Raw genomic sequence first — 16,585 nt, forward strand, 5'->3', positions numbered from 1 at the left:
CGGTATCTGCCCGCGGGTCGCAGGTTTCGCTGTTGGCGCACGGGGTTCACCGCGGTTCGACGGCGGAGGTCCCGCACCCGGGGCGGGTGCGGGACCTCCTGCGCGTGCGTGGAGCCCGGCTCAGACCTTCGCGTCGGCCTCGTCGTCGGCGTCCTCCGGCGAGTCGGCCGAGTCAGCGGAATCTGCCGAGTCGGCCGAATCAGCAGAGTCGGCGGAGTCGGCCGAGTCAGCGGAGTCAGCGGACTCGGTGTCCTCGGTGTCCTCGAGGTCGACCTCGACGGTCTCGATGCCGCCGGCCTCGACGGTCTCGTCCGCCGCGGCCTGGGCGGCGGCGACGGCCGCCTGCACGGCGTCCTCCTCGTCGGAGCCGATGTAGTCGGTCAGGTCGACGTCCGCACCGGAGCCGTCGACGACCTTCACCTGTCGCAACGCCACGGCGAGCGACTTGTTCCGGGACAGTTCGGCCACGAAGGTCGGGATCTGGCCGTTGGAGTCGGCCTGCTGAATGAACTCGTTCGGGTCCATGCCGTACTGCTGGGCGGTCCGGAGCAGGAACTCGATCAGCTCGTTCTGGCCGACCTGCACCTCGACCTTCTCCGCGAGGGTGTCCAGCAGGAGCTGACGGCGGAGGGTGTCGGTGGCCTCGACGCGCACCTCTTCGCGGTGCGTGTCGTCCTCGAGCCGGCCCTCGTTCTCGAGGTGCCGGTGGATCTCGTCCTCGATCACGCCGCTCGGCAGCGGGAACTCGGTGTTCGCGAGCAGGTGCTCGAGGAGCTGGTCGCGGGCCTGCACGGCGCGGTTGTTGGACTTGGCGTCGGCGACCTGCTCGCGCAGGTTCTCACGCAGCTCCTCGACCGTGTCGAACTCGGAGGCGGTCTGGGCGAAGTCGTCGTCAACCTCGGGGAGTTCCTGCTCCTTGACGGCGGTCGGGGTCACGGTGACCTCCGCCTCCTCGCCGGCGCGGTCGCCACCGGCCAGCGGTGCCTTGAACGTGGTGGTCTCCCCCGCGCTCACGCCGGTGAGCGCCTCGTCGAGACCCTCGAGCATGTTGCCGGAGCCGATCTCGTAGGAGACCCCGGAGACGGAGTCGATCTCCTCGTCGCCGATGCTCGCGGTCAGGTCGATCGTGACGAAGTCACCGGTCTGGGCGGCGCGGTCCACGGAGACCAGGGTGGCGAACCGCTGACGCAGCGTGGTCAGGCGCTCCTCGACGTCGGAGTCGGAGGCCTCGGCGTCCTCGACCGTGAGGGTCACGCCGTCGAGCTCGGGCAGCGTGATCTCGGGACGGATGTCCACCTCGGCGGTGAAGACCAGGGCGTCGGAGTCCTCGCCGTCGGTGGACACGCCCGGCACCGACGTGACCTCGATGCTCGGCTGGCCCAGCGGGCGCACCTCGGCCTCGGTCACGGCCTGGCGGTAGAGGCCCGGCAGCGCGTCGTTGACGGCATGCTCGACGACGGCGCCGCGGCCCACCCGCTGGTCGATGATGCGCGGCGGCACCTTGCCCTTGCGGAAGCCGGGAATGTTCACCTGCTCGGCGATGTGGGAGTAGGCGTGGTCCATGCTCGGCTTGAGCTCCTCCGGCGTGACCTCAACGGTCAGCTTGACCCGGGTCGGCTCGAGGTTCTCGACGGCGCTCTTCACTACGTGTTCTCCACTCATGGATGTCTTGGGGCAGGTCGCGCGAACGCACTCGGCGGCGGCGCCACCTCTTCGTTCGTCATTGGCGTCCGCAGACACGTGAGGGCACGGCGAAGCGAACAGCGGCCACCAGTCTACCCCGCTCGGGATCACGCGAGTTCGGCGAGCCACCAGGTCCGCGCCCCGCGTCCCCTCGATCGGGACGACGGCGGCCGCGCTCCCCGCGAACGCGCACTCTCCATGTGTCCGTTCGAGTGATCCGCGGGGGAACCGCGCGTTCGGCAGGAAGGTCCCCAGGGGCCGGCCGGGCGAGCGGTCAGTGCAGCGTGACGGGGAACAACTCGGTTCGGGCGACCACGCGATCGCGCTCGACGGCCAGGGCGGCGCGGCGTGGGTCCGCGAGGTAGGCGTCGAGGCCGGCCTGCCCGCCGAACCGGAACAACTGCACCTCGTGCGGCTGCCCGTCCGCGCCGTCCGAGGTGGCCCGCTGGACGATCTGGGCGCCGTGGTCGGCGAGCAGTACGAGCACCGTGTCCTCATAGATGGACAGGTCCGCCTCGTTTCCGGGCGTCGCCCACAGCAGGCAGCACAGGGTGAGCGGGTCGGCCGAACTCATGGACGTGGAGTCTGGCAGCGGGGCACGCACGGGCACAAGGACGGCGAGCGGGATCAGATCAGGGGGCGAGCGGGGTCCAGAACGACCAGGGCTCCCCCTCGGGACCGGTCGCCCCGTACTCACGCACGCCGTAGGGCTGATCGGTCGGCGCGTAGGTGACCGTCCCACCCCGGGCGAGGACGCCCGAGTGGTGGGCGTCGACGTCCTGCACCGTGATGACCAGCATCCCGGTGGCGGCGCCGAGACTCGCCGGCGAGGCCAGACCCCACCGCGGCGCGACCGGGTGCAACATGACCAGCCCGTCGACGGTGCGGACCTCGGCCTGCACCACGGTGCCGGCCCGGTCCCGGCGCACCGGCCCCGGTTCGAGGCCGAACACCCGGACCAGGTACTCGTGGGCGCGAGCGAGATCGTCGTAGACCAGCACCGCGATCCGCCGCAGCGGCTCGGTGCGGGCGACCGCCGTGTCCTCGAGCACCGACAGCAATCGGCGACACACCCCCACATCGCCCACGCCGCCGCCGTCGGGCGCCTGGGACGTCCCGTCCTCGACCGGTGCGGCGCGGACGTCACTGAGCCGGTGCAGCAGCCGCTCGGTGCGCAGCACCTCGTCCTCGAGCGTGGCCAGGTGCTGACGCAGCGCGTCGTCGATGGCCCAGCCGGGTTCGTCGAGGGCGCGGCCGATCTCCTCGAGCGGCGTCCCGAACCGGCGCAGCACGCTGATCCGGTAGAGCCGTTCGACGTGCTCCCGGAGGTAGACGCGATGTCCCGCGGGCGTGCGCTCCGGTCGCAGGAGGCCGATGTCGTCGTAGTGGTGCAGGGTCCGCACGGTGAGACCGGCCAGGTCGGCGAGCTCACCGACCCGCCAGCCGACGTCCGCGGCCGCCATGCTCAGTCCTGCCGGGAGTTCAACGCCCAGCGGTGCCCGAACGGGTCCACGAGCCAGCCCCGCTTCTCGCCGCCCTCACCGCTCGGCTCCCGGTCCGGGGTGGCACCCGCGGCCACCGCGGCCGCGTAGGCCGCGTCGACGTCGGCCACGCCGAGCACGATCGCTGCCGTGCTGTGGCCCACGGTGGCGGGCGCGTAGGCGCCGTACTCGTGGAACTCGTCCGAGAGGTAGAAGACGTCGTCGCCGATCGCCAGGGTGGTGTGGCCGATCCGGCCGTCCTCCTCGTCATAGCGCTCCCCGGTCTCCCGAGCTCCGAAGGCCGCCGCGTAGAACGCCACGGCCGCCGCACCGTCGTGGACCGTGAGATAGGGAACCAGGCGTGTCATGACAGTCTCCTTCGTCCGCCGCGGCGGCCCGTCGTCGCCGCATGTGGCGACCGTATGCCCTCACGTCACGTGAGGTGCAAGGGGTCGCCCGCGAGCGGACCTCGCTGGCTACGATCGCAGCCATGACCTCGTGGCCGGACACCCGGATCCTGGACCTGTTCGGGATCGAGTCGCCGATCGTGCTGGCGCCGATGGCGGGGCCTGTCCTGGCCGACCTGACCGTGGCGGTCGCCCGGGCCGGGGGCCTGGGGTCGCTGCCCTGCGCCCTGCTTCCCGGGGACCGGGTCCGCGCCGAGCTCACCGAGATCCGCTCCCGCACCGACGCCGCGATCAACCTCAACTTCTTCTGCCACAGCACGCCCGTGCCGGACCCGGTCGCCGACCTCGCCTGGCGGGCCCGGCTGGCCCCGTACTACATCGAGGCCGGTCTGGACCCGTCGTCCGCCCCGGGCGTCTCGAACCGCAACCCGTTCGACGGCGCAGCCTGCGAGATCGTCGAGGAGTTCGGACCGGAGGCGGTCAGCTTCCACTTCGGTCTCCCCGAGCCGACGCTCCTGGACCGGGTCCGGGCCACGGGCGCGAAGGTGCTCGGCTGCGCCACCACGGTGGCCGAGGCCCGGTGGCTCGTCGACCGTGGCGCGGACGTGATCATCGCGCAGGGCGCCGAGGCCGGAGGGCACCGGGGCATGTTCCTGTCCACGGACATCAGCACCCAGGTGGGCACGTTCGCGCTCGTGCCGCAGGTGGTCGACGCCGTCGACGTACCGGTGATCGCGGCCGGCGGCATCGGTGACCCGCGCACGATCGTGGCCGCCCTGGCTCTCGGCGCCGCCGCGGTGCAGATCGGCACGGCGTACCTGTACACGCCGGAGGCGCGCATCGCCGTCGGGCACCGGGCCGCGTTGCTGGAGCAGAACGCGGACGACGCGACCGCACTCACGAACGTGTTCACCGGCCGCCCGGCCCGCGGCATCGTGAACCGTGCCATGCGTGAGCTCGGCCCCATGAGTGCGGCGACGCCCCCTTTCCCGCGGGCCGGTGGGGCACTCGCGCCGCTGCGCTCGGCCACCGAACCGTCCGGCTCCACGGACTTCATGTCGCTGTGGTCCGGGCAGGCGGGAGCGCTCAGTGCGCGGTACGCGGGCATGGGTGCCGAGGACCTCACCCGCACCCTGGCGCGTGAGGCCCTGGCGCGACTCTGACGGGCATTGCCCCGACGCCCCGGCGGGAGGACGATGTGCCATGTTCATCGACACGACGGCCGAGAGCGCGGCTACCGGGGCGCTCGCAGACTGGTACCAGTCCCAGCGGAGCAGTTGGGGCTTCCTGCCCAACTACGCCGGCTGCTTCACCACCCGGCCCGACGTCGCGGACGCCTGGACCAACCTCAACCTGACGATCCGGGGTGGCATGGACCGGCGCCGGTTCGAGCTCGCGACGATCGCAGCCGCGCGGGCGCGACGCTCGACCTACTGCACGGCCGCGCACAGCCTGTTCCTGCGGGACGTGGTCGGCGACGGCGACACCATGGCCGAACTCGCCCTCGCCCCCGACGGGCACACCCTCCCCGCACAGGACGCCGCCCTGTACGCGTTCAGCTCCCGCGTCGCCCGGGACCCCTCCACGATCGAGCAGGCCGACGTCGACGCCCTCCGCGACGTCGGACTCACGGACGCCGAGATCGCCGACGTCGTGCTCGCGGTCGCGGCCCGGCTGTTCTTCGCCACGGTCCTCGACGGCCTGGGCGCGCGGCTCGACCCGCAGACGGCGGCCACGTTCGAGCCGGACCTGCTCGCGGCGCTGGTGGTCGGACGGCCTGTCGGTGGGGACTGAGCGCGTCCTGTCGCCGGGTGGCAGGAGCCGTCGTCACGACCGGCTCGTGCCTCGCCGGGCGTTCCTCCTCCCGGCATCGTGTCACCGCGACATTGAACAAGGCCAGAACGGCTGCGCCGTCTGGCCTTGTTCATTGTCGGGGTGACAGGATTTGAACCTGCGACCCTTGCGTCCCAAACGCAATGCGCTACCAAGCTGCGCCACACCCCGCTGGTGTCATGAGTCTAGCGATGACCGAGCACCCCGGATGACCCAGTATCCTTGTGGACGAGTCATTGCGGGTGTAGCTCAATGGTAGAGCCTCTGCCTTCCAAGCAGATGGTGCCGGTTCGATCCCGGTCACCCGCTCCAGACCCCGAACGCCCGGGCCGGCCACGGCCCGGGCGTTCGTGCGTCCCCGCGCCCCGACCGGCCGCCGCCGACCCACCTTGGGCACGTGCCGCCGTCGGGCATCAACGAACGACGGCCGCCCCCTCACGAGGAGGGAGCGGCCGTCGGAGTCTGTGCCCAAGGGGCGCGCTCGTGGATCAGTCGTCGGTGTCGACCAGGCCACGCTCGGCCGCACGGGCCAGGCGCCGGGGCACCTTGACCTCGCGCCCGCCGGCGCGGACAGGTACGAGGTCCGCCGCCGTCATCTTCCACTGCGAGCGACGCGCACGCGTGTTGCTGCGCGACATCTTCCGCTTCGGAACTGCCATGGCTCTACCTCCCCTTCCGTCCTCGATGGAGCATCGTCGTGAACTGCCTCACGCCGATGCGTGATGCGACCGTCGGTGACCCGGTACGGGTCCCGCCGGAGAAATCAGGCGTTCTCGCCGGACTTGGCGTAGCGGCGACGGAACTTCTCGACGCGGCCGGCGGTGTCCATGATCTTCTGCTTGCCCGTGTAGAACGGGTGCGAGGCGGCGGAGATGTCGACGTCGACCACCGGGTACGTGTTGCCGTCCTCCCACTCGACCGTGGCGTCCGACGTCAGGGTCGACTTCGTCAGGATCGAGAAGTTCGCCGAGATGTCCCGGAACACGATCGGGTGGTAATCCGGGTGGATGTCGTTCTTCATGTCTTTTCCTACCTAGTTCCTTGCCTGGTGCGGCTGCGTGGGGATTGTGCGGGTTACCAGCTGGACTTCGTCACGCCCGGCAGCTCGCCGCGCAGTGCCATGTCACGGAGCTTGACCCGCGAGAGTCCGAACTTGCGGAGGTAGCCGCGGGGGCGTCCGTCCGCTGCGTCCCGGTTGCGCACACGCGTGGGGCTCGCGTTCCGGGGCAGGGCGTGCAGAGCGGCCAGGGCCGCGTCGCGCTCGGCCTCGGGGACGTTCGGGTTGACCGACGTCTTCTTCAGCTCGGCGCGGCGCTCGGCGTACCGTGCCACGATCACGCGACGCTGTGCGTCGCGGGCGATCTTGGACTTCTTCGCCATGCGTGTCCTCTGCTCCTTGCGATTACGGTGTGCGCTCTTGTGGCACCTTGCTCCTGCTCCCCCACACGTCCGACCTCCGGGTCGTCCCGGCGCTCATGTCGGTGAGGGCGAGGTCGCGATCCGGCTGACGGACGCTTCCCCACTGACCTGGATGTCAACGTCTGCGCCGGATTCCCGGTCGCGGGCGTGCCACCCGTGGGCGCAGGGGACCTTCGAGGTCACGATGCACCTCGAAGATGATACCCAAGATTCCGCCCGCGGGACACCTCGCGCCCCGCCGTCGACCGCCGAGATGCGCAGGGTGTGACGGATCCCTCACCGTATCGGCGGCGACCGACCCAAGTTGTTCTAGTTCAGCTAGAACAATAGAATGAACTCATGCTCATCACCGTCGACCCCACCAGTGCGGTGCCACTGTTCGACCAGATCGCCACGGCTGTCCGGATCGCGGTGGTGCGCGGTGAGGTGGCCGCCGGCGAGCGGCTCCCGAGCGCCCGCGAGCTGGCCGACTCGCTCGACCTGAACGTGCACACGGTCCTGCATGCCTACCGCACCCTGCGCGAGGAGGGTCTGCTCGAGGTCCGCCGCGGCCGGGGCGCGACCATCGCTACCGGCGCCGGGCGCGACTACCAGGACCTGCGCGCCGCCCTGGACACGCTGCTCGCCGAGGGCGACCGGCTCGGACTGACCCGTCAGGCCCTCACGGGCCTGCTCACCCACGAGGAGACCCGATGACGTCGAATGGCTCAGAAGCACGGATGCCCCTGCCGCACCGCGGCCGGGCGCTCGCGCTCGGCGTGGTGCTGCCCGCCGCGCTCCTGGGCGGCGGCTATGCCCTCGTCCTGGCCTGGCGCGACCGGCTCCCCGACCCGGTGGCCGTGCACTGGGGCGCCTCCGGCGTGGACCGGACCGGTTCGTTCGCCGAGCTGATCACGCCGATGCTGGTGCTCGGCCTCGTGACGCTCGCCGTGACCGGAACCCTGTCGATGACCGTCGGACGGAGCGCTCTGACCCGGCGGATGATCGTCGGGCTCTCGGCGGGGATGGCGGCGATGTACGCAGGGTTGTTCGTGGGCATGACCTGGGTGCAACTGGACGTCCCGACCGCCGAGCAGGCGAGCAACCCGGGTGGCGCGATCGCACTCGGCCTGGGTGCGGGAGTGGCCATCGGTGCGCTGGCCGCCGTCCTCGCCGGATCCGATCCGCCGCAGCCCGCCGAGGACGAGGTTCCCGCGGACGCTGCCCGGCTCGCCCTCGGGCCGAACGAGAGCGCCGTCTGGATCCGCTCGACGACGGCTTCCCGCCCGTGGCTGCTGTGGGTCGTGCTGATCCCGCTGTTCGCACTGACCGCCGTACTGACCGTGCCCACCGGTCAGTGGTGGCTGACCCTGATCCCGGCCGTGACGGCGGTCCTGGTCGCCTCGATGACCTCGTGGTCGGTGCGGGTCGACGCCGGCGGCCTCAGCGCGCGCAACGTGTTCGGATGGCCCCGGCTGGAGGTCCCGGCCGGCGAGGTGGAGCGAGCCGATGTGATCACCGTGAGCCCGTTCGGCGAGTTCGGCGGCTGGGGACTGCGCACCGACGGCCGTGGCCGCACCGGCCTCGTGGTCCGCAAGGGCCCGGCCATCAGCGTGCAGCGCACCGGGGGCCGAGTACTCGTGGTGACGGTCCCGGGCGCCGAGCGTGGCGCCGCCCTGTTGAACACGGTGGCGGCCCGGGCACGAACGCCGATGCCCGACGGCGGTCCCTCCTCGGGTCGGTCGCGCACCTGATCGCGGGGCGGGTCAGCGACTGCCCTCGCTGACTCCGGCTGCCCAGTCGAGATGGTGGTCGGAGGCCTGGTCGGCGCTGTTGCGGGCCATGGCGGACGCGAGGATCCGGGGCAGGACCGCATCCCGGACGAGCCGGCCGACGGCCCCGGGCGCCTTGTTGTTGTTGATGCGGGCGGCCGCGCGGATGATCGCCTCGACGCGCGGCCGGCGGAGGGTCTCGAACTGGGCGTAGGCCTGCTCGACGGAGTCGCGGTCACGTAGCGACATGGCGAGTACCACCGCGTCCTCGACGGCGAGCGAGGCGCCCTGACCTGATGTCGGCGACGGCGCGTGGGCGGCGTCGCCGATCACGATGACCCGGCCAGAGGACCAGGGTCGCAGCCGCGGAATCGTCTGGATCGCCGTCATCGGCGCGAAGTCGGGGGTGGCGGCGATGATCTCGAGGGCCGGCCCGGCGTCGTCCGCGTACAACTCGGCGAACCGTGCGCGCCACTGCGCGTCGCCGACCGCGGCCAGCTCACCGCGCGCCGGTTCGCGACGGTGGGGCAGGTTCACGAACCACCACGCCTGCTCGCCCGGCGCCACGGCGAAGCCGAAGAAGGCGCGCTTGCCGAAGATCATCTCGTAGTCGCCGGGCGGCGAGTCCAGCGTCAGGCCCGGTGCGTAGCCACCCGTCGTCACCAGACCGGAGTACGCGGGTTCGGGCGACCCCGGGAGCGCGAGCCGGCGCACCGTGGAGTGGATGCCGTCCGCGCCCACGAGGAGGTCCGCCTCCGCGACGCTGCCGTCGTCGAACTCGGCGCGCACCCGCGCCGGCCCGGCGTCCAACCCGACCAGGCGACGCCCGTAGCGGATCTCGATCCCCCGCGTCTCGACCTCGGCCCGGAGCGCCCGGACCAGGTCGGCGCGTCGGACGGTCTGGCTGACCGTGCCGTCGGCGAGCACGCCACCGGTGCTGGTGGTGCCGAGGCGCTTTCCGGTGTGGCTGCGCAGGGTCATCGCCGCCGTCGGGAAGCCCGCCTCGAGCACTCGTCCGTCGGCTTCGATCGCGCGCAGGGCGTCGATGCCGTTGGTCGCGAGGGTCAGGAACGAGCCGTGGTCGCGGTCGGTCCGGTCGTGGGCCTCGACCACCCTCACCTCGATCCCGGCCCGGGTCAGGGCGATGGCGGCCGCGGCGCCGGCGACGCCACCGCCGATCACGAGTGCTGTGCGTGCTGCGGTCATGACGGTTCTCCTGTGGTGTCCGGGTTCTCGGGGGCGCCGGGACCCGGCGCCTTCCGGTGGTAGGCACGCCATGGCTCGACCCAGCCGGCATCCGGGCTGTCGATGCGGTCGAGCAAGGTTCGGATGAATCCGGACTCGGCGTCGAGCAGTCGCTCGCGGTACTCGTCCTCGACGAGGAAGACCGGGTGAACCCCGCCGGCGAGGACCGCCTCGCGTTGCTCGGCGAGCGACGCACCCTCCCGCGCCAGGCGCTCCAGGCGGGCTTCCAAGAGGGCCCGCGCATCGTCCGGGGGCAGCACGATGATGAGCGAGAGCGCGGCGGCGAAGGCCGGATACTCGTGCTGCGGCTCGGCGATGAGCCGGCTCAGCCATCGGCGCGACTCGGCCCGGCCCTCGTCGGTCACCTGGTACGTGGTCCGCTCGGGCAGCCTGCCGGCCCGGTCGACCCCCGAGGCCGTGATCAGATCGGTCGCCTCGAGCTGGCGGACCACGCTGTAGAGCGCGCCGTAGCTGAGCCTGAAGGTTCGCGCGGCGTCCCGGTCGATCAGTTGGCGGTGGAGCTCGTAGGCGTGCATCGGCCGCTCCTCCAGATACGCGAGCACGGCGAGGCCGAGGAGGTTCGTCATTCGTCGAGGCATGCGGACAGTCTAGTTTTCCAAAACTAGTTCTACAAGATGTGGTGAGGTGTTCCTCCTCACCTGACCGGCCGCCGTCGGGCACCGCCCACTTCCCGCCCACGCCAAGGGATGCGCCCGGCCGCTCGGTGATGCAAGGATGACGACGTACCAAAAGTCGTCCGTTCAACCAATCGGTCCGCCCCGACCCCCGGTCGAGCGGTGACCGCCCGCACCGACCACGCCACCCGGAGGAACCATGGCCCGCATCTACGACAACGCGACCGCACTCATCGGCAACACTCCCCTGGTGAAGCTGAACCGCCTCACCGAGGGCGTCGGCGCGACCGTCCTCGCCAAGCTCGAGTTCTACAACCCGGCGAACAGCGTCAAGGACCGCATCGGGGTGGCCATCGTGGACGCTGCCGAGGCCTCCGGCGAACTCCAGCCCGGCGGCACGATCGTGGAGGCGACCAGCGGCAACACCGGTATCGCGTTGGCGTTCGTCGGCGCTGCCCGCGGCTACAAGGTGGTCCTGACCATGCCCGAGACGATGTCCAACGAGCGCAAGATGCTGCTCAAGGCCTACGGCGCCGAGCTGATCCTGACCCCGGGCTCCGAGGGCATGAAGGGTGCCGTCAGCCGCGCCGAGGCGATCGCCGCCGAGCGGCCCGGCTCGATCCTGGCCCGCCAGTTCGCGAACGAGGCGAACCCGGAGATCCACCGCCGGACCACGGCCGAGGAGATCTGGAACGACACCGACGGCGCCGTGGACATCGTGGTCGCCGGCATCGGCACCGGCGGCACCATCACCGGCGTCGGGCAGGTCCTCAAGGAACGCAAGCCCGAGGTGCAGATCATCGCGGTCGAGCCCGCCGAGTCCCCGATCCTCAACGGCGGCCAGCCCGGCCCGCACAAGATCCAGGGCCTCGGCGCGAACTTCGTGCCGGAGATCCTGGACACCTCGATCTACGACGAGGTCATCGACGTCAACGCCGAGACCGCCGTGAAGGTGGCCCGCCGGGCCGCCACCGAGGAGGGCCTGCTCGTGGGCATCTCCTCGGGCGCCGCGATCGACGCCGCCCTGCAGGTCGCCGCCCGGCCCGAGAACGCCGGCAAGACGATCGTGGTCGTGATCCCGTCCTTCGGCGAGCGCTACCTGTCCACGATCCTGTTCGCGGACCTCGCCGAGTAACGTGCACCATCTGCCACTGCGCGCACTGATCGCGGAGGACCTGGCCACCGCGCGCCGCCGGGACCCGGCGGCGCGCACCCGGGTCGAGGTCGCGCTGACCTACTCCGGGGTGCACGCCCTGTGGCTGCACCGGATCGCGCACAAGGTGTGGCACGTCTCGCCGCTGCTGCGGCTGCCGGCCCGGGTCATCTCCCAGCTGGCGCGCACGCTGACCGGGGTGGAGATCCATCCCGGCGCGGTGATCGGCCGGCGGTTCTTCATCGACCACGGGATGGGTGTCGTCATCGGTGAGACGGCCGAGGTCGGCGAGGACGTCCTGATGTTCCACGGGTCGACCCTCGGCGGGCGCACCATGTCGCACGGCAAGCGCCACCCGACCGTCGGGAACAACGTGGTGATCGGCGCCGGGGCGAAGGTCCTCGGGCCGGTGACCATCGGCAGCGACGTGCAGATCGGCGCGAACGCCGTCGTGGTCAAGGACGTGGCCGACGGCGACGTGGTGGTCGGCGTGCCCGGTCGCCCCCGGCCCCGGCCGGCCGAGGCCTCCCCCGAGGACCTGATCGACCCGGCGATCTACATCTGAACCGGCTCGGTCTCCTCGCCGGGCTCCCAGCCGGCCTCGCGCAGGTCCACCCGCGGCGGATCGTGCGCGGTCAACGGGACACCTTCGGCTCGCAACGCCTCGAGGGCACGGCCGGCCACCCGCTCGGCGGCGGCGCCGCTCGCGGTGACCACCCGCCACCACGGCACGTCCGACCCGTACAGGGCCATCACCCGGCCGACGGTGCGGGCACTGCCCTTGCCGGTGCGCTCGCGGGCGGCCTCGGCGATCACCCCGTACGTGCTCGCCCGCCCCGGCGGGATCTGGGCGACCAGGTCGAGCACGGCCTCGACGTAGTCCTCTGCGACGTCTCTCACCCGCCTATGATCACCCATGAGATGTCCATGAGTACCCGCTCCGAGCCCGCGCCCGCCCCCGACGAGCCCGTCGGCCACGTGTGCGCCCACTGCGACGCCACCCACGAGCACGAGCACGTCGACGAGCACGCGGTGGTGCTCACCCGGCTGGGCTCGCTCGCACGGTTCGCGTGGGTGCGGGTCGGCGTCGGCGTGCTCGCCCTGGCCGGGTTGCTCGTTCTCACCCCGCCGACGACGGCCCTCGCCTATGCGGGTGCGGGTCTGCTCGGGTGGGCACTCACCACGCTGCTCGGCCTGCTGGTCGCCTCCGTACGTGCAGCTCGCACGGGCAACCGTCGCGAGGGCGCGTTCGTGACGACCGCCGTGCTCGCCGGGGCCGCAGTGACCCCGGTCGCCGCGTTCGGCGTCGCGCTGGCGTCGCGGTCCGGCCTGGTCGGCGGATCCGGTGAGCCGGTGGCGATCGGTGCCGCCACGGTGGTCGCCGCAGCAGCCGGTCTCGGTTGGTACCTGGGCGCCGCCGGGTCCGAGGTGGTGGGGACCGTCAGTCTGCGCCGCCTGCTCCTCCAGGAGTCCCGTGCCGGCGAGGCGGCCCGCGATGTCGCCGTCCGTACCCGCCAGGCCGTGCATCCGGTCCGGGACCTGGTCTGGACCGTGGTCAGCGCGCTGGTGTTCGGCCTCTGGGTGTTCGCGTGCCAGTTCCTGCTGGTGCTGGTGGTCGTCCTGATCCCCCTGCACGTGGTGCTCGCGGTGTCGGCCCGACGCCTTCGCGACTGAGCCAGCCGAGTCACCGACCCAACCGAGTCACCTGGCCCGCCGCCACCCGGCCACAGTCCACCCCGGGCCGGTAGCGTCACGACAGCCGGGCTGATCAGCCGGCGGCGCCGAGGGCATCGCGGCAGGCCGGTTCGTCAGCGGGCGGCCTCGTAGGCGGCGAGCTGGTCGATCCGACGCTGGTGCCGGTCGTCGTTCGAGAACGGCTCCGCGAGGAACGCCTCCACGATCGCGATCGACTCCGCGTCACTGTGCTGGCGGGCCCCGACGGCGACCACGTTCGCGTCGTTGTGCTGGCGGCCGAGCTTGGCCGTCTCGATGTTCCAGGCCAGGGCGGCGCGGACCCCGGTGACCTTGTTCGCGGCGATCTGCTCGCCGTTGCCGCTGCCACCGATGACGATGCCCAACGTGCCCGGCTCGGCCACGACCGCCTCCCCGGCGGAGAAGCAGAACGCCGGGTAGTCGTCGAGGGCGTCGTAGGCCTCGGCGCCGTGGTCCACCACATCGTGACCGGCACCGACGAGGTGGGCGATCAGTGCGGACTTGAGCTCGAAACCGGCGTGATCGGCGGCGATGTGGATGCGCATGGACGTCATTGTGCCGCACCACCCGTTCGACCGCGCCGGTGCACTTCGACGTGAACTAGATTCGGTCCATGACGATCTCAATTGCCGACGCCACCTCCGCCGAGGCCAACCGCGCCGCCATGGACACCGACGTCCGGCCCCAGGACGACCTCTACCGGCACGTGAACGGTTCCTGGCTCGCTGCCCACACCATTCCCGCCGACCGCGGCCGGGACGGCACGTTCCACCTGCTGCACGACCAGGCCGAGCAGGACGTCCGGGCCATCATCACCGAGGCCGCGGAGGTACCCGCTGACGATCCGGCCGCCGACGAGGCCGCGAAGGTCGCCGCCGTCTTCGCCTCCTTCATGGGCGCAGAGCGCATCGAAGCGCTCGGCACCAGCCCTCTGACCCCCGACCTCGAACTCGTCACCGCGGCTCACACCCGCGAGCAGTTGACCCGGGCCCTCGGCGCCCTGCAGCGCACCGGGGTGGGCGGCGCCGTCGGCCTCTTCGTGGAGAACGACGCGGACGACCCGACGCGTTACGTCGTCTACCTGACCCAGTCCGGCCTCGGGTTGCCGGACGAGGCGTACTACCGTGACGACACCCACGGGCAGGTGCGAACCGCCTATGTGGTGCACGTCGCGGCGATGCTTGCCCTGGCCGGCGTGGTCACCGAGGCGGAGGCCCACGGCGCGGCCGAGCGGATCATGGCGCTGGAGACGAAGCTGGCCGCGGGGCACTGGGACAACGTGCGCAGCCGCGACGCCCAGGCGACGCACAACCCGAGCACCCTGGCAGCCCTGGCCGAGCAGGCTCCCGGCTTCGACTGGCCCCTGTGGACGCAGGCCCTCGGCGCCCCGGAGGGCGCCATGGCGGACCTGATCGTGCGCCAGCCCTCGTATGTGGAGGCGTTCGCGCAGGCCTGGGCCGCCGAGGACGTCGACCTGTGGCGCCTGTGGCTGACCTGGCGGGTGGTCCGGTCCCGGGCGCCGTACCTTCCCGAAGCGTTCGTCGAGGAGAACTTCGACTTCTACGGCCGCACCCTGACCGGCGCGCAGGAGGTCCGCGAACGATGGAAGCGCGGTGTCTCCCTGGTCGAAGGGGTGCTCGGGGAGGCGATCGGCAAGATCTACGTCGCGCGGCACTTCCCGCCGTCCCACAAGGACGCCATGGACACCCTGGTGGCGGATCTGATCGAGGCCTACCGCCGCTCGATCACGGACCTGGACTGGATGGGCCCCGCGACCCGGGAGCGCGCGTTGGCCAAGCTGGACGCGTTCACGCCGAAGATCGGGTACCCGGCGAAGTGGCGGGACTACTCCGACCTCGTCGTCGACGAGACGGACCTGGTCGGCAACGTGCGGGCGGCGAGCGCGTTCGAGACGGACTACGAGCTCGGCAAGATCGGCAAGCCGATCGACCGGGATGAGTGGTTCATGCCCCCGCAGATGGTGAACGCCTACTACAACCCGGCCATGAACGAGATCGTGTTCCCGGCCGCGATCCTGCAGCCGCCGTTCTTCGACGCCGACGCGGACGACGCCACCAACTACGGCGCGATCGGCGCCATCATCGGTCACGAGATCGGGCACGGCTTCGACGACCAGGGCAGTCGCTACGACGGCGAGGGTCGCCTGCACGACTGGTGGGAGGCGAGCGACCGGGAGGAGTTCGAGAAGCGCACCAAGGTGCTCATCGACCAGTACGGCGCCCTGGCCCCCGCGCAGCTGGATGGTTCCCACCATGTCAACGGGGCGCTGACCATCGGGGAGAACATCGGGGACATCGGCGGTCTCGGCATCGCGATCAAGGCGTATCGGATCGCCCTCGAACGGGCCGGTCGCACCGAGGGTGAGGTCATCGACGGGGAGAGCGACCTGCAGCGCCTGTTCTTCTCGTGGGCGCGCGGTTGGCGCCTGAAGGCCCGTGACGCGGAACTGATCCGGCTGCTGTCGATCGACCCGCACTCCCCCGACGAGATCCGCTGCAATGCGGTGGTCCGTAACATCGACGAGTTCCACACCACGTTCGGCGTGGCACCCGGCGACGGGATGTGGCTCGCCGAGTCCGAGCGCGTCCGGATCTGGTGAGCATCGGCTGAGGCGGCGCCGGCGCCGGTCCCCACGGACCCGACGCCGGCTCCGGCATCGCCGGCGAGGCCGGCGTGGCCGCCGGCCGCCTCAGCCGGCGTTGATCACCGGCAGCCCGGCGGACCGCCAGGCGGTGAAGCCACCGGTGACGTAGGACGGCCGGGCGATCCCGACGGCGTCGAGCCCGGTCGCGAGTTCGGTCGCCAGGGTCCCGTCCTCGGTGAGCAGGATCGCGTCGGTGTCGCGGCCGGTGTGCACGAGCCAGGTGGGCAGTTCCCGCGGGTGGATCACGACGGCGCCGAGGTCGGGATGGATCGCGCCGCTGCGCGACCGCGTCGCGTCCGGCCTCAGGTCCACCACGACCGCCCGGGAGTGGAGGACGGACTGGAAGGCGGCTCGGGCGCTGACGGCCTGATCCGCGGCCGTGTGGATGGGGCCCGCATTGAGGACGATGTCCCAGGCGGTGCCGGTGGTGATGGCCATGTCATGGCTCCAGGGGGTGGGAGGGTGGTGCCGGATGGGTCGGGTCCGCATTCAGCGGCAGCAACACATCAGACACGCCCGCGTGATGCGGGTCCGCACTCCGTTCTCCATGGACACAGACAATCAGGTGGCAGCTCCCCCGACGACCACCCCGCGGCTGGT

20 protein-coding genes and 2 tRNA genes are annotated in these 16,585 nt (G+C 71.5%); 9 read left to right on the top strand and 13 right to left on the bottom strand.

The genetic code is table 11. From position 1 onward, the window contains the following. Positions 1–120: 120 nt before the first annotated feature. The 4 genes from tig to EXU48_RS03565 all read right to left on the bottom strand — a co-directional run bounded on the left by tig (position 121) and on the right by EXU48_RS03565 (position 3,532). Positions 121–1,644, bottom strand: a complete 1,524-nt coding sequence (tig, locus tag EXU48_RS03550; protein ID WP_133106219.1) for a trigger factor — start codon at positions 1,642–1,644, stop codon at positions 121–123. 313 nt (positions 1,645–1,957) lie between these two features. Next, positions 1,958–2,257 (bottom strand): hypothetical protein, encoded by a 300-nt coding sequence (locus EXU48_RS03555; RefSeq protein ID WP_133106220.1) that lies wholly within the window; start codon positions 2,255–2,257, stop codon positions 1,958–1,960. Positions 2,258–2,315: 58 nt separating this feature from the next. After that, the gene (locus EXU48_RS24715; RefSeq protein ID WP_133106221.1) at positions 2,316–3,146 is read right to left on the bottom strand and encodes a MerR family transcriptional regulator; all 831 of its coding nucleotides are present in this window, start codon (positions 3,144–3,146) and stop codon (positions 2,316–2,318) included. 2 nt (positions 3,147–3,148) lie between these two features. Beyond that, on the bottom strand, positions 3,149–3,532 hold the full coding sequence (locus EXU48_RS03565) for a VOC family protein (protein WP_133106222.1): 384 nt from the start codon (positions 3,530–3,532) through the stop codon (positions 3,149–3,151). Between the two features lie 122 nt (positions 3,533–3,654). Between EXU48_RS03565 and EXU48_RS03570 the strand changes: the two genes are divergently transcribed. Both EXU48_RS03570 and EXU48_RS03575 read left to right on the top strand, forming a co-directional pair. Further along, complete coding sequence (locus EXU48_RS03570) at positions 3,655–4,734, top strand: NAD(P)H-dependent flavin oxidoreductase (RefSeq protein WP_133106223.1); 1,080 nt, start codon at positions 3,655–3,657, stop codon at positions 4,732–4,734. Positions 4,735–4,774: 40 nt separating this feature from the next. Next, positions 4,775–5,365 (top strand): carboxymuconolactone decarboxylase family protein, encoded by a 591-nt coding sequence (locus tag EXU48_RS03575; RefSeq protein WP_133106224.1) that lies wholly within the window; start codon positions 4,775–4,777, stop codon positions 5,363–5,365. A gap of 136 nt (positions 5,366–5,501) precedes the next feature. On the opposite strand, the gene EXU48_RS03580 is transcribed toward EXU48_RS03575, so the two are convergent. Beyond that, positions 5,502–5,575: transfer RNA gene (locus tag EXU48_RS03580), tRNA-Pro, on the bottom strand. A 67-nt stretch (positions 5,576–5,642) separates the two neighbouring features. On the opposite strand from EXU48_RS03580, the gene EXU48_RS03585 reads away from it, so the two are divergent. Further along, positions 5,643–5,716, top strand: a tRNA-Gly gene (locus EXU48_RS03585). Between the two features lie 176 nt (positions 5,717–5,892). Here the strand turns inward: EXU48_RS03585 and rpmF are convergent. The 3 genes from rpmF to rpsN all read right to left on the bottom strand — a co-directional run bounded on the left by rpmF (position 5,893) and on the right by rpsN (position 6,784). Further along, the gene (gene rpmF, locus EXU48_RS03590) at positions 5,893–6,063 is read right to left on the bottom strand and encodes a 50S ribosomal protein L32 (protein WP_133106225.1); all 171 of its coding nucleotides are present in this window, start codon (positions 6,061–6,063) and stop codon (positions 5,893–5,895) included. A 104-nt stretch (positions 6,064–6,167) separates the two neighbouring features. Next, positions 6,168–6,425 carry a type B 50S ribosomal protein L31 gene (locus tag EXU48_RS03595; RefSeq protein WP_133106226.1) on the bottom strand — a complete coding sequence of 86 codons (258 nt, stop codon included), beginning with the start codon at positions 6,423–6,425 and terminating at the stop codon, positions 6,168–6,170. Between the two features lie 53 nt (positions 6,426–6,478). Next, positions 6,479–6,784 carry a 30S ribosomal protein S14 gene (rpsN, locus tag EXU48_RS03600; RefSeq protein WP_133106227.1) on the bottom strand — a complete coding sequence of 102 codons (306 nt, stop codon included), beginning with the start codon at positions 6,782–6,784 and terminating at the stop codon, positions 6,479–6,481. A gap of 378 nt (positions 6,785–7,162) precedes the next feature. Between rpsN and EXU48_RS03605 the strand changes: the two genes are divergently transcribed. Together EXU48_RS03605 and EXU48_RS03610 are read left to right on the top strand one after the other, a co-directional pair. Continuing rightward, on the top strand, positions 7,163–7,519 hold the full coding sequence (locus tag EXU48_RS03605; protein WP_133106228.1) for a GntR family transcriptional regulator: 357 nt from the start codon (positions 7,163–7,165) through the stop codon (positions 7,517–7,519). A gap of 23 nt (positions 7,520–7,542) precedes the next feature. Continuing rightward, entirely contained in the window at positions 7,543–8,556 is a 1,014-nt protein-coding gene (locus tag EXU48_RS03610) for an SdpI family protein (RefSeq protein WP_207947616.1), read from the top strand. Positions 8,557–8,568: 12 nt separating this feature from the next. On the opposite strand, the gene EXU48_RS03615 is transcribed toward EXU48_RS03610, so the two are convergent. Next, entirely contained in the window at positions 8,569–9,780 is a 1,212-nt protein-coding gene (locus EXU48_RS03615) for an FAD-dependent monooxygenase (protein ID WP_165962671.1), read from the bottom strand. Continuing rightward, positions 9,777–10,418: a PadR family transcriptional regulator gene (locus tag EXU48_RS03620; RefSeq protein WP_133106231.1), complete on the bottom strand. Its 642-nt coding sequence runs from the start codon at positions 10,416–10,418 to the stop codon at positions 9,777–9,779. The genes EXU48_RS03615 and EXU48_RS03620 overlap by 4 nt, the downstream gene beginning before the upstream one ends. Positions 10,419–10,653: 235 nt before the next feature. On the opposite strand from EXU48_RS03620, the gene cysK reads away from it, so the two are divergent. Together cysK and epsC are read left to right on the top strand one after the other, a co-directional pair. After that, positions 10,654–11,589: a cysteine synthase A gene (gene cysK, locus EXU48_RS03625; RefSeq protein ID WP_133106232.1), complete on the top strand. Its 936-nt coding sequence runs from the start codon at positions 10,654–10,656 to the stop codon at positions 11,587–11,589. A 1-nt stretch (position 11,590) separates the two neighbouring features. Continuing rightward, on the top strand, positions 11,591–12,172 hold the full coding sequence (epsC, locus tag EXU48_RS03630) for a serine O-acetyltransferase EpsC (protein WP_133106233.1): 582 nt from the start codon (positions 11,591–11,593) through the stop codon (positions 12,170–12,172). Here the strand turns inward: epsC and EXU48_RS03635 are convergent. Further along, entirely contained in the window at positions 12,163–12,507 is a 345-nt protein-coding gene (locus EXU48_RS03635; protein ID WP_235856812.1) for an MGMT family protein, read from the bottom strand. The two genes, epsC and EXU48_RS03635, sit on opposite strands and share 10 nt — an antisense overlap. 27 nt (positions 12,508–12,534) lie before the next feature. Here EXU48_RS03635 and EXU48_RS03640 point away from each other — a divergent pair, with 27 nt between their 5' ends. After that, a complete protein-coding gene (locus EXU48_RS03640) occupies positions 12,535–13,281 on the top strand; it encodes a hypothetical protein (RefSeq protein ID WP_133106235.1) in 747 nt (248 codons plus the stop codon). A gap of 134 nt (positions 13,282–13,415) precedes the next feature. On the opposite strand, the gene EXU48_RS03645 is transcribed toward EXU48_RS03640, so the two are convergent. Next, a complete protein-coding gene (locus tag EXU48_RS03645; RefSeq protein ID WP_133106236.1) occupies positions 13,416–13,865 on the bottom strand; it encodes a ribose-5-phosphate isomerase in 450 nt (149 codons plus the stop codon). A 68-nt stretch (positions 13,866–13,933) separates the two neighbouring features. On the opposite strand from EXU48_RS03645, the gene EXU48_RS03650 reads away from it, so the two are divergent. Beyond that, positions 13,934–15,940 (top strand): M13 family metallopeptidase, encoded by a 2,007-nt coding sequence (locus EXU48_RS03650; RefSeq protein WP_133106237.1) that lies wholly within the window; start codon positions 13,934–13,936, stop codon positions 15,938–15,940. A gap of 90 nt (positions 15,941–16,030) precedes the next feature. Here EXU48_RS03650 and EXU48_RS03655 read toward each other — a convergent pair whose 3' ends face one another. Further along, positions 16,031–16,423, bottom strand: coding sequence for a rhodanese-like domain-containing protein (locus EXU48_RS03655; protein ID WP_133106238.1), 393 nt, complete (start codon positions 16,421–16,423; stop codon positions 16,031–16,033). Between the last annotated feature and the right edge of the window lie 162 nt (positions 16,424–16,585).

Origin of the sequence: Occultella glacieicola, assembly GCF_004353825.1 — a bacterium.
In the GTDB taxonomy this organism is placed as follows: domain Bacteria; phylum Actinomycetota; class Actinomycetes; order Actinomycetales; family Beutenbergiaceae; genus Occultella; species Occultella glacieicola.

Excerpts from the sequence above, each read along its gene's own strand:
- EXU48_RS03555 (WP_133106220.1), bottom strand. The coding sequence starts at position 2,257 with ATGAGTTCGGCCGACCCGCTCACCCTGTGCTGCCTGCTGTGGGCGACG.
- EXU48_RS24715 (WP_133106221.1), bottom strand. The coding sequence starts at position 3,146 with ATGGCGGCCGCGGACGTCGGCTGGCGGGTCGGTGAGCTCGCCGACCTG.
- EXU48_RS03565 (WP_133106222.1), bottom strand. The coding sequence starts at position 3,532 with ATGACACGCCTGGTTCCCTATCTCACGGTCCACGACGGTGCGGCGGCC.
- EXU48_RS03570 (WP_133106223.1), top strand. The coding sequence starts at position 3,655 with ATGACCTCGTGGCCGGACACCCGGATCCTGGACCTGTTCGGGATCGAG.
- EXU48_RS03575 (WP_133106224.1), top strand. The coding sequence starts at position 4,775 with ATGTTCATCGACACGACGGCCGAGAGCGCGGCTACCGGGGCGCTCGCA.
- rpmF (WP_133106225.1), bottom strand. The coding sequence starts at position 6,063 with ATGGCAGTTCCGAAGCGGAAGATGTCGCGCAGCAACACGCGTGCGCGT.
- EXU48_RS03595 (WP_133106226.1), bottom strand. The coding sequence starts at position 6,425 with ATGAAGAACGACATCCACCCGGATTACCACCCGATCGTGTTCCGGGAC.
- rpsN (WP_133106227.1), bottom strand. The coding sequence starts at position 6,784 with ATGGCGAAGAAGTCCAAGATCGCCCGCGACGCACAGCGTCGCGTGATC.
- EXU48_RS03605 (WP_133106228.1), top strand. The coding sequence starts at position 7,163 with ATGCTCATCACCGTCGACCCCACCAGTGCGGTGCCACTGTTCGACCAG.
- EXU48_RS03610 (WP_207947616.1), top strand. The coding sequence starts at position 7,543 with ATGCCCCTGCCGCACCGCGGCCGGGCGCTCGCGCTCGGCGTGGTGCTG.
- EXU48_RS03615 (WP_165962671.1), bottom strand. The coding sequence starts at position 9,780 with ATGACCGCAGCACGCACAGCACTCGTGATCGGCGGTGGCGTCGCCGGC.
- EXU48_RS03620 (WP_133106231.1), bottom strand. The coding sequence starts at position 10,418 with ATGCCTCGACGAATGACGAACCTCCTCGGCCTCGCCGTGCTCGCGTAT.
- cysK (WP_133106232.1), top strand. The coding sequence starts at position 10,654 with ATGGCCCGCATCTACGACAACGCGACCGCACTCATCGGCAACACTCCC.
- EXU48_RS03640 (WP_133106235.1), top strand. The coding sequence starts at position 12,535 with ATGAGTACCCGCTCCGAGCCCGCGCCCGCCCCCGACGAGCCCGTCGGC.
- EXU48_RS03645 (WP_133106236.1), bottom strand. The coding sequence starts at position 13,865 with ATGCGCATCCACATCGCCGCCGATCACGCCGGTTTCGAGCTCAAGTCC.
- EXU48_RS03650 (WP_133106237.1), top strand. The coding sequence starts at position 13,934 with ATGACGATCTCAATTGCCGACGCCACCTCCGCCGAGGCCAACCGCGCC.
- EXU48_RS03655 (WP_133106238.1), bottom strand. The coding sequence starts at position 16,423 with ATGGCCATCACCACCGGCACCGCCTGGGACATCGTCCTCAATGCGGGC.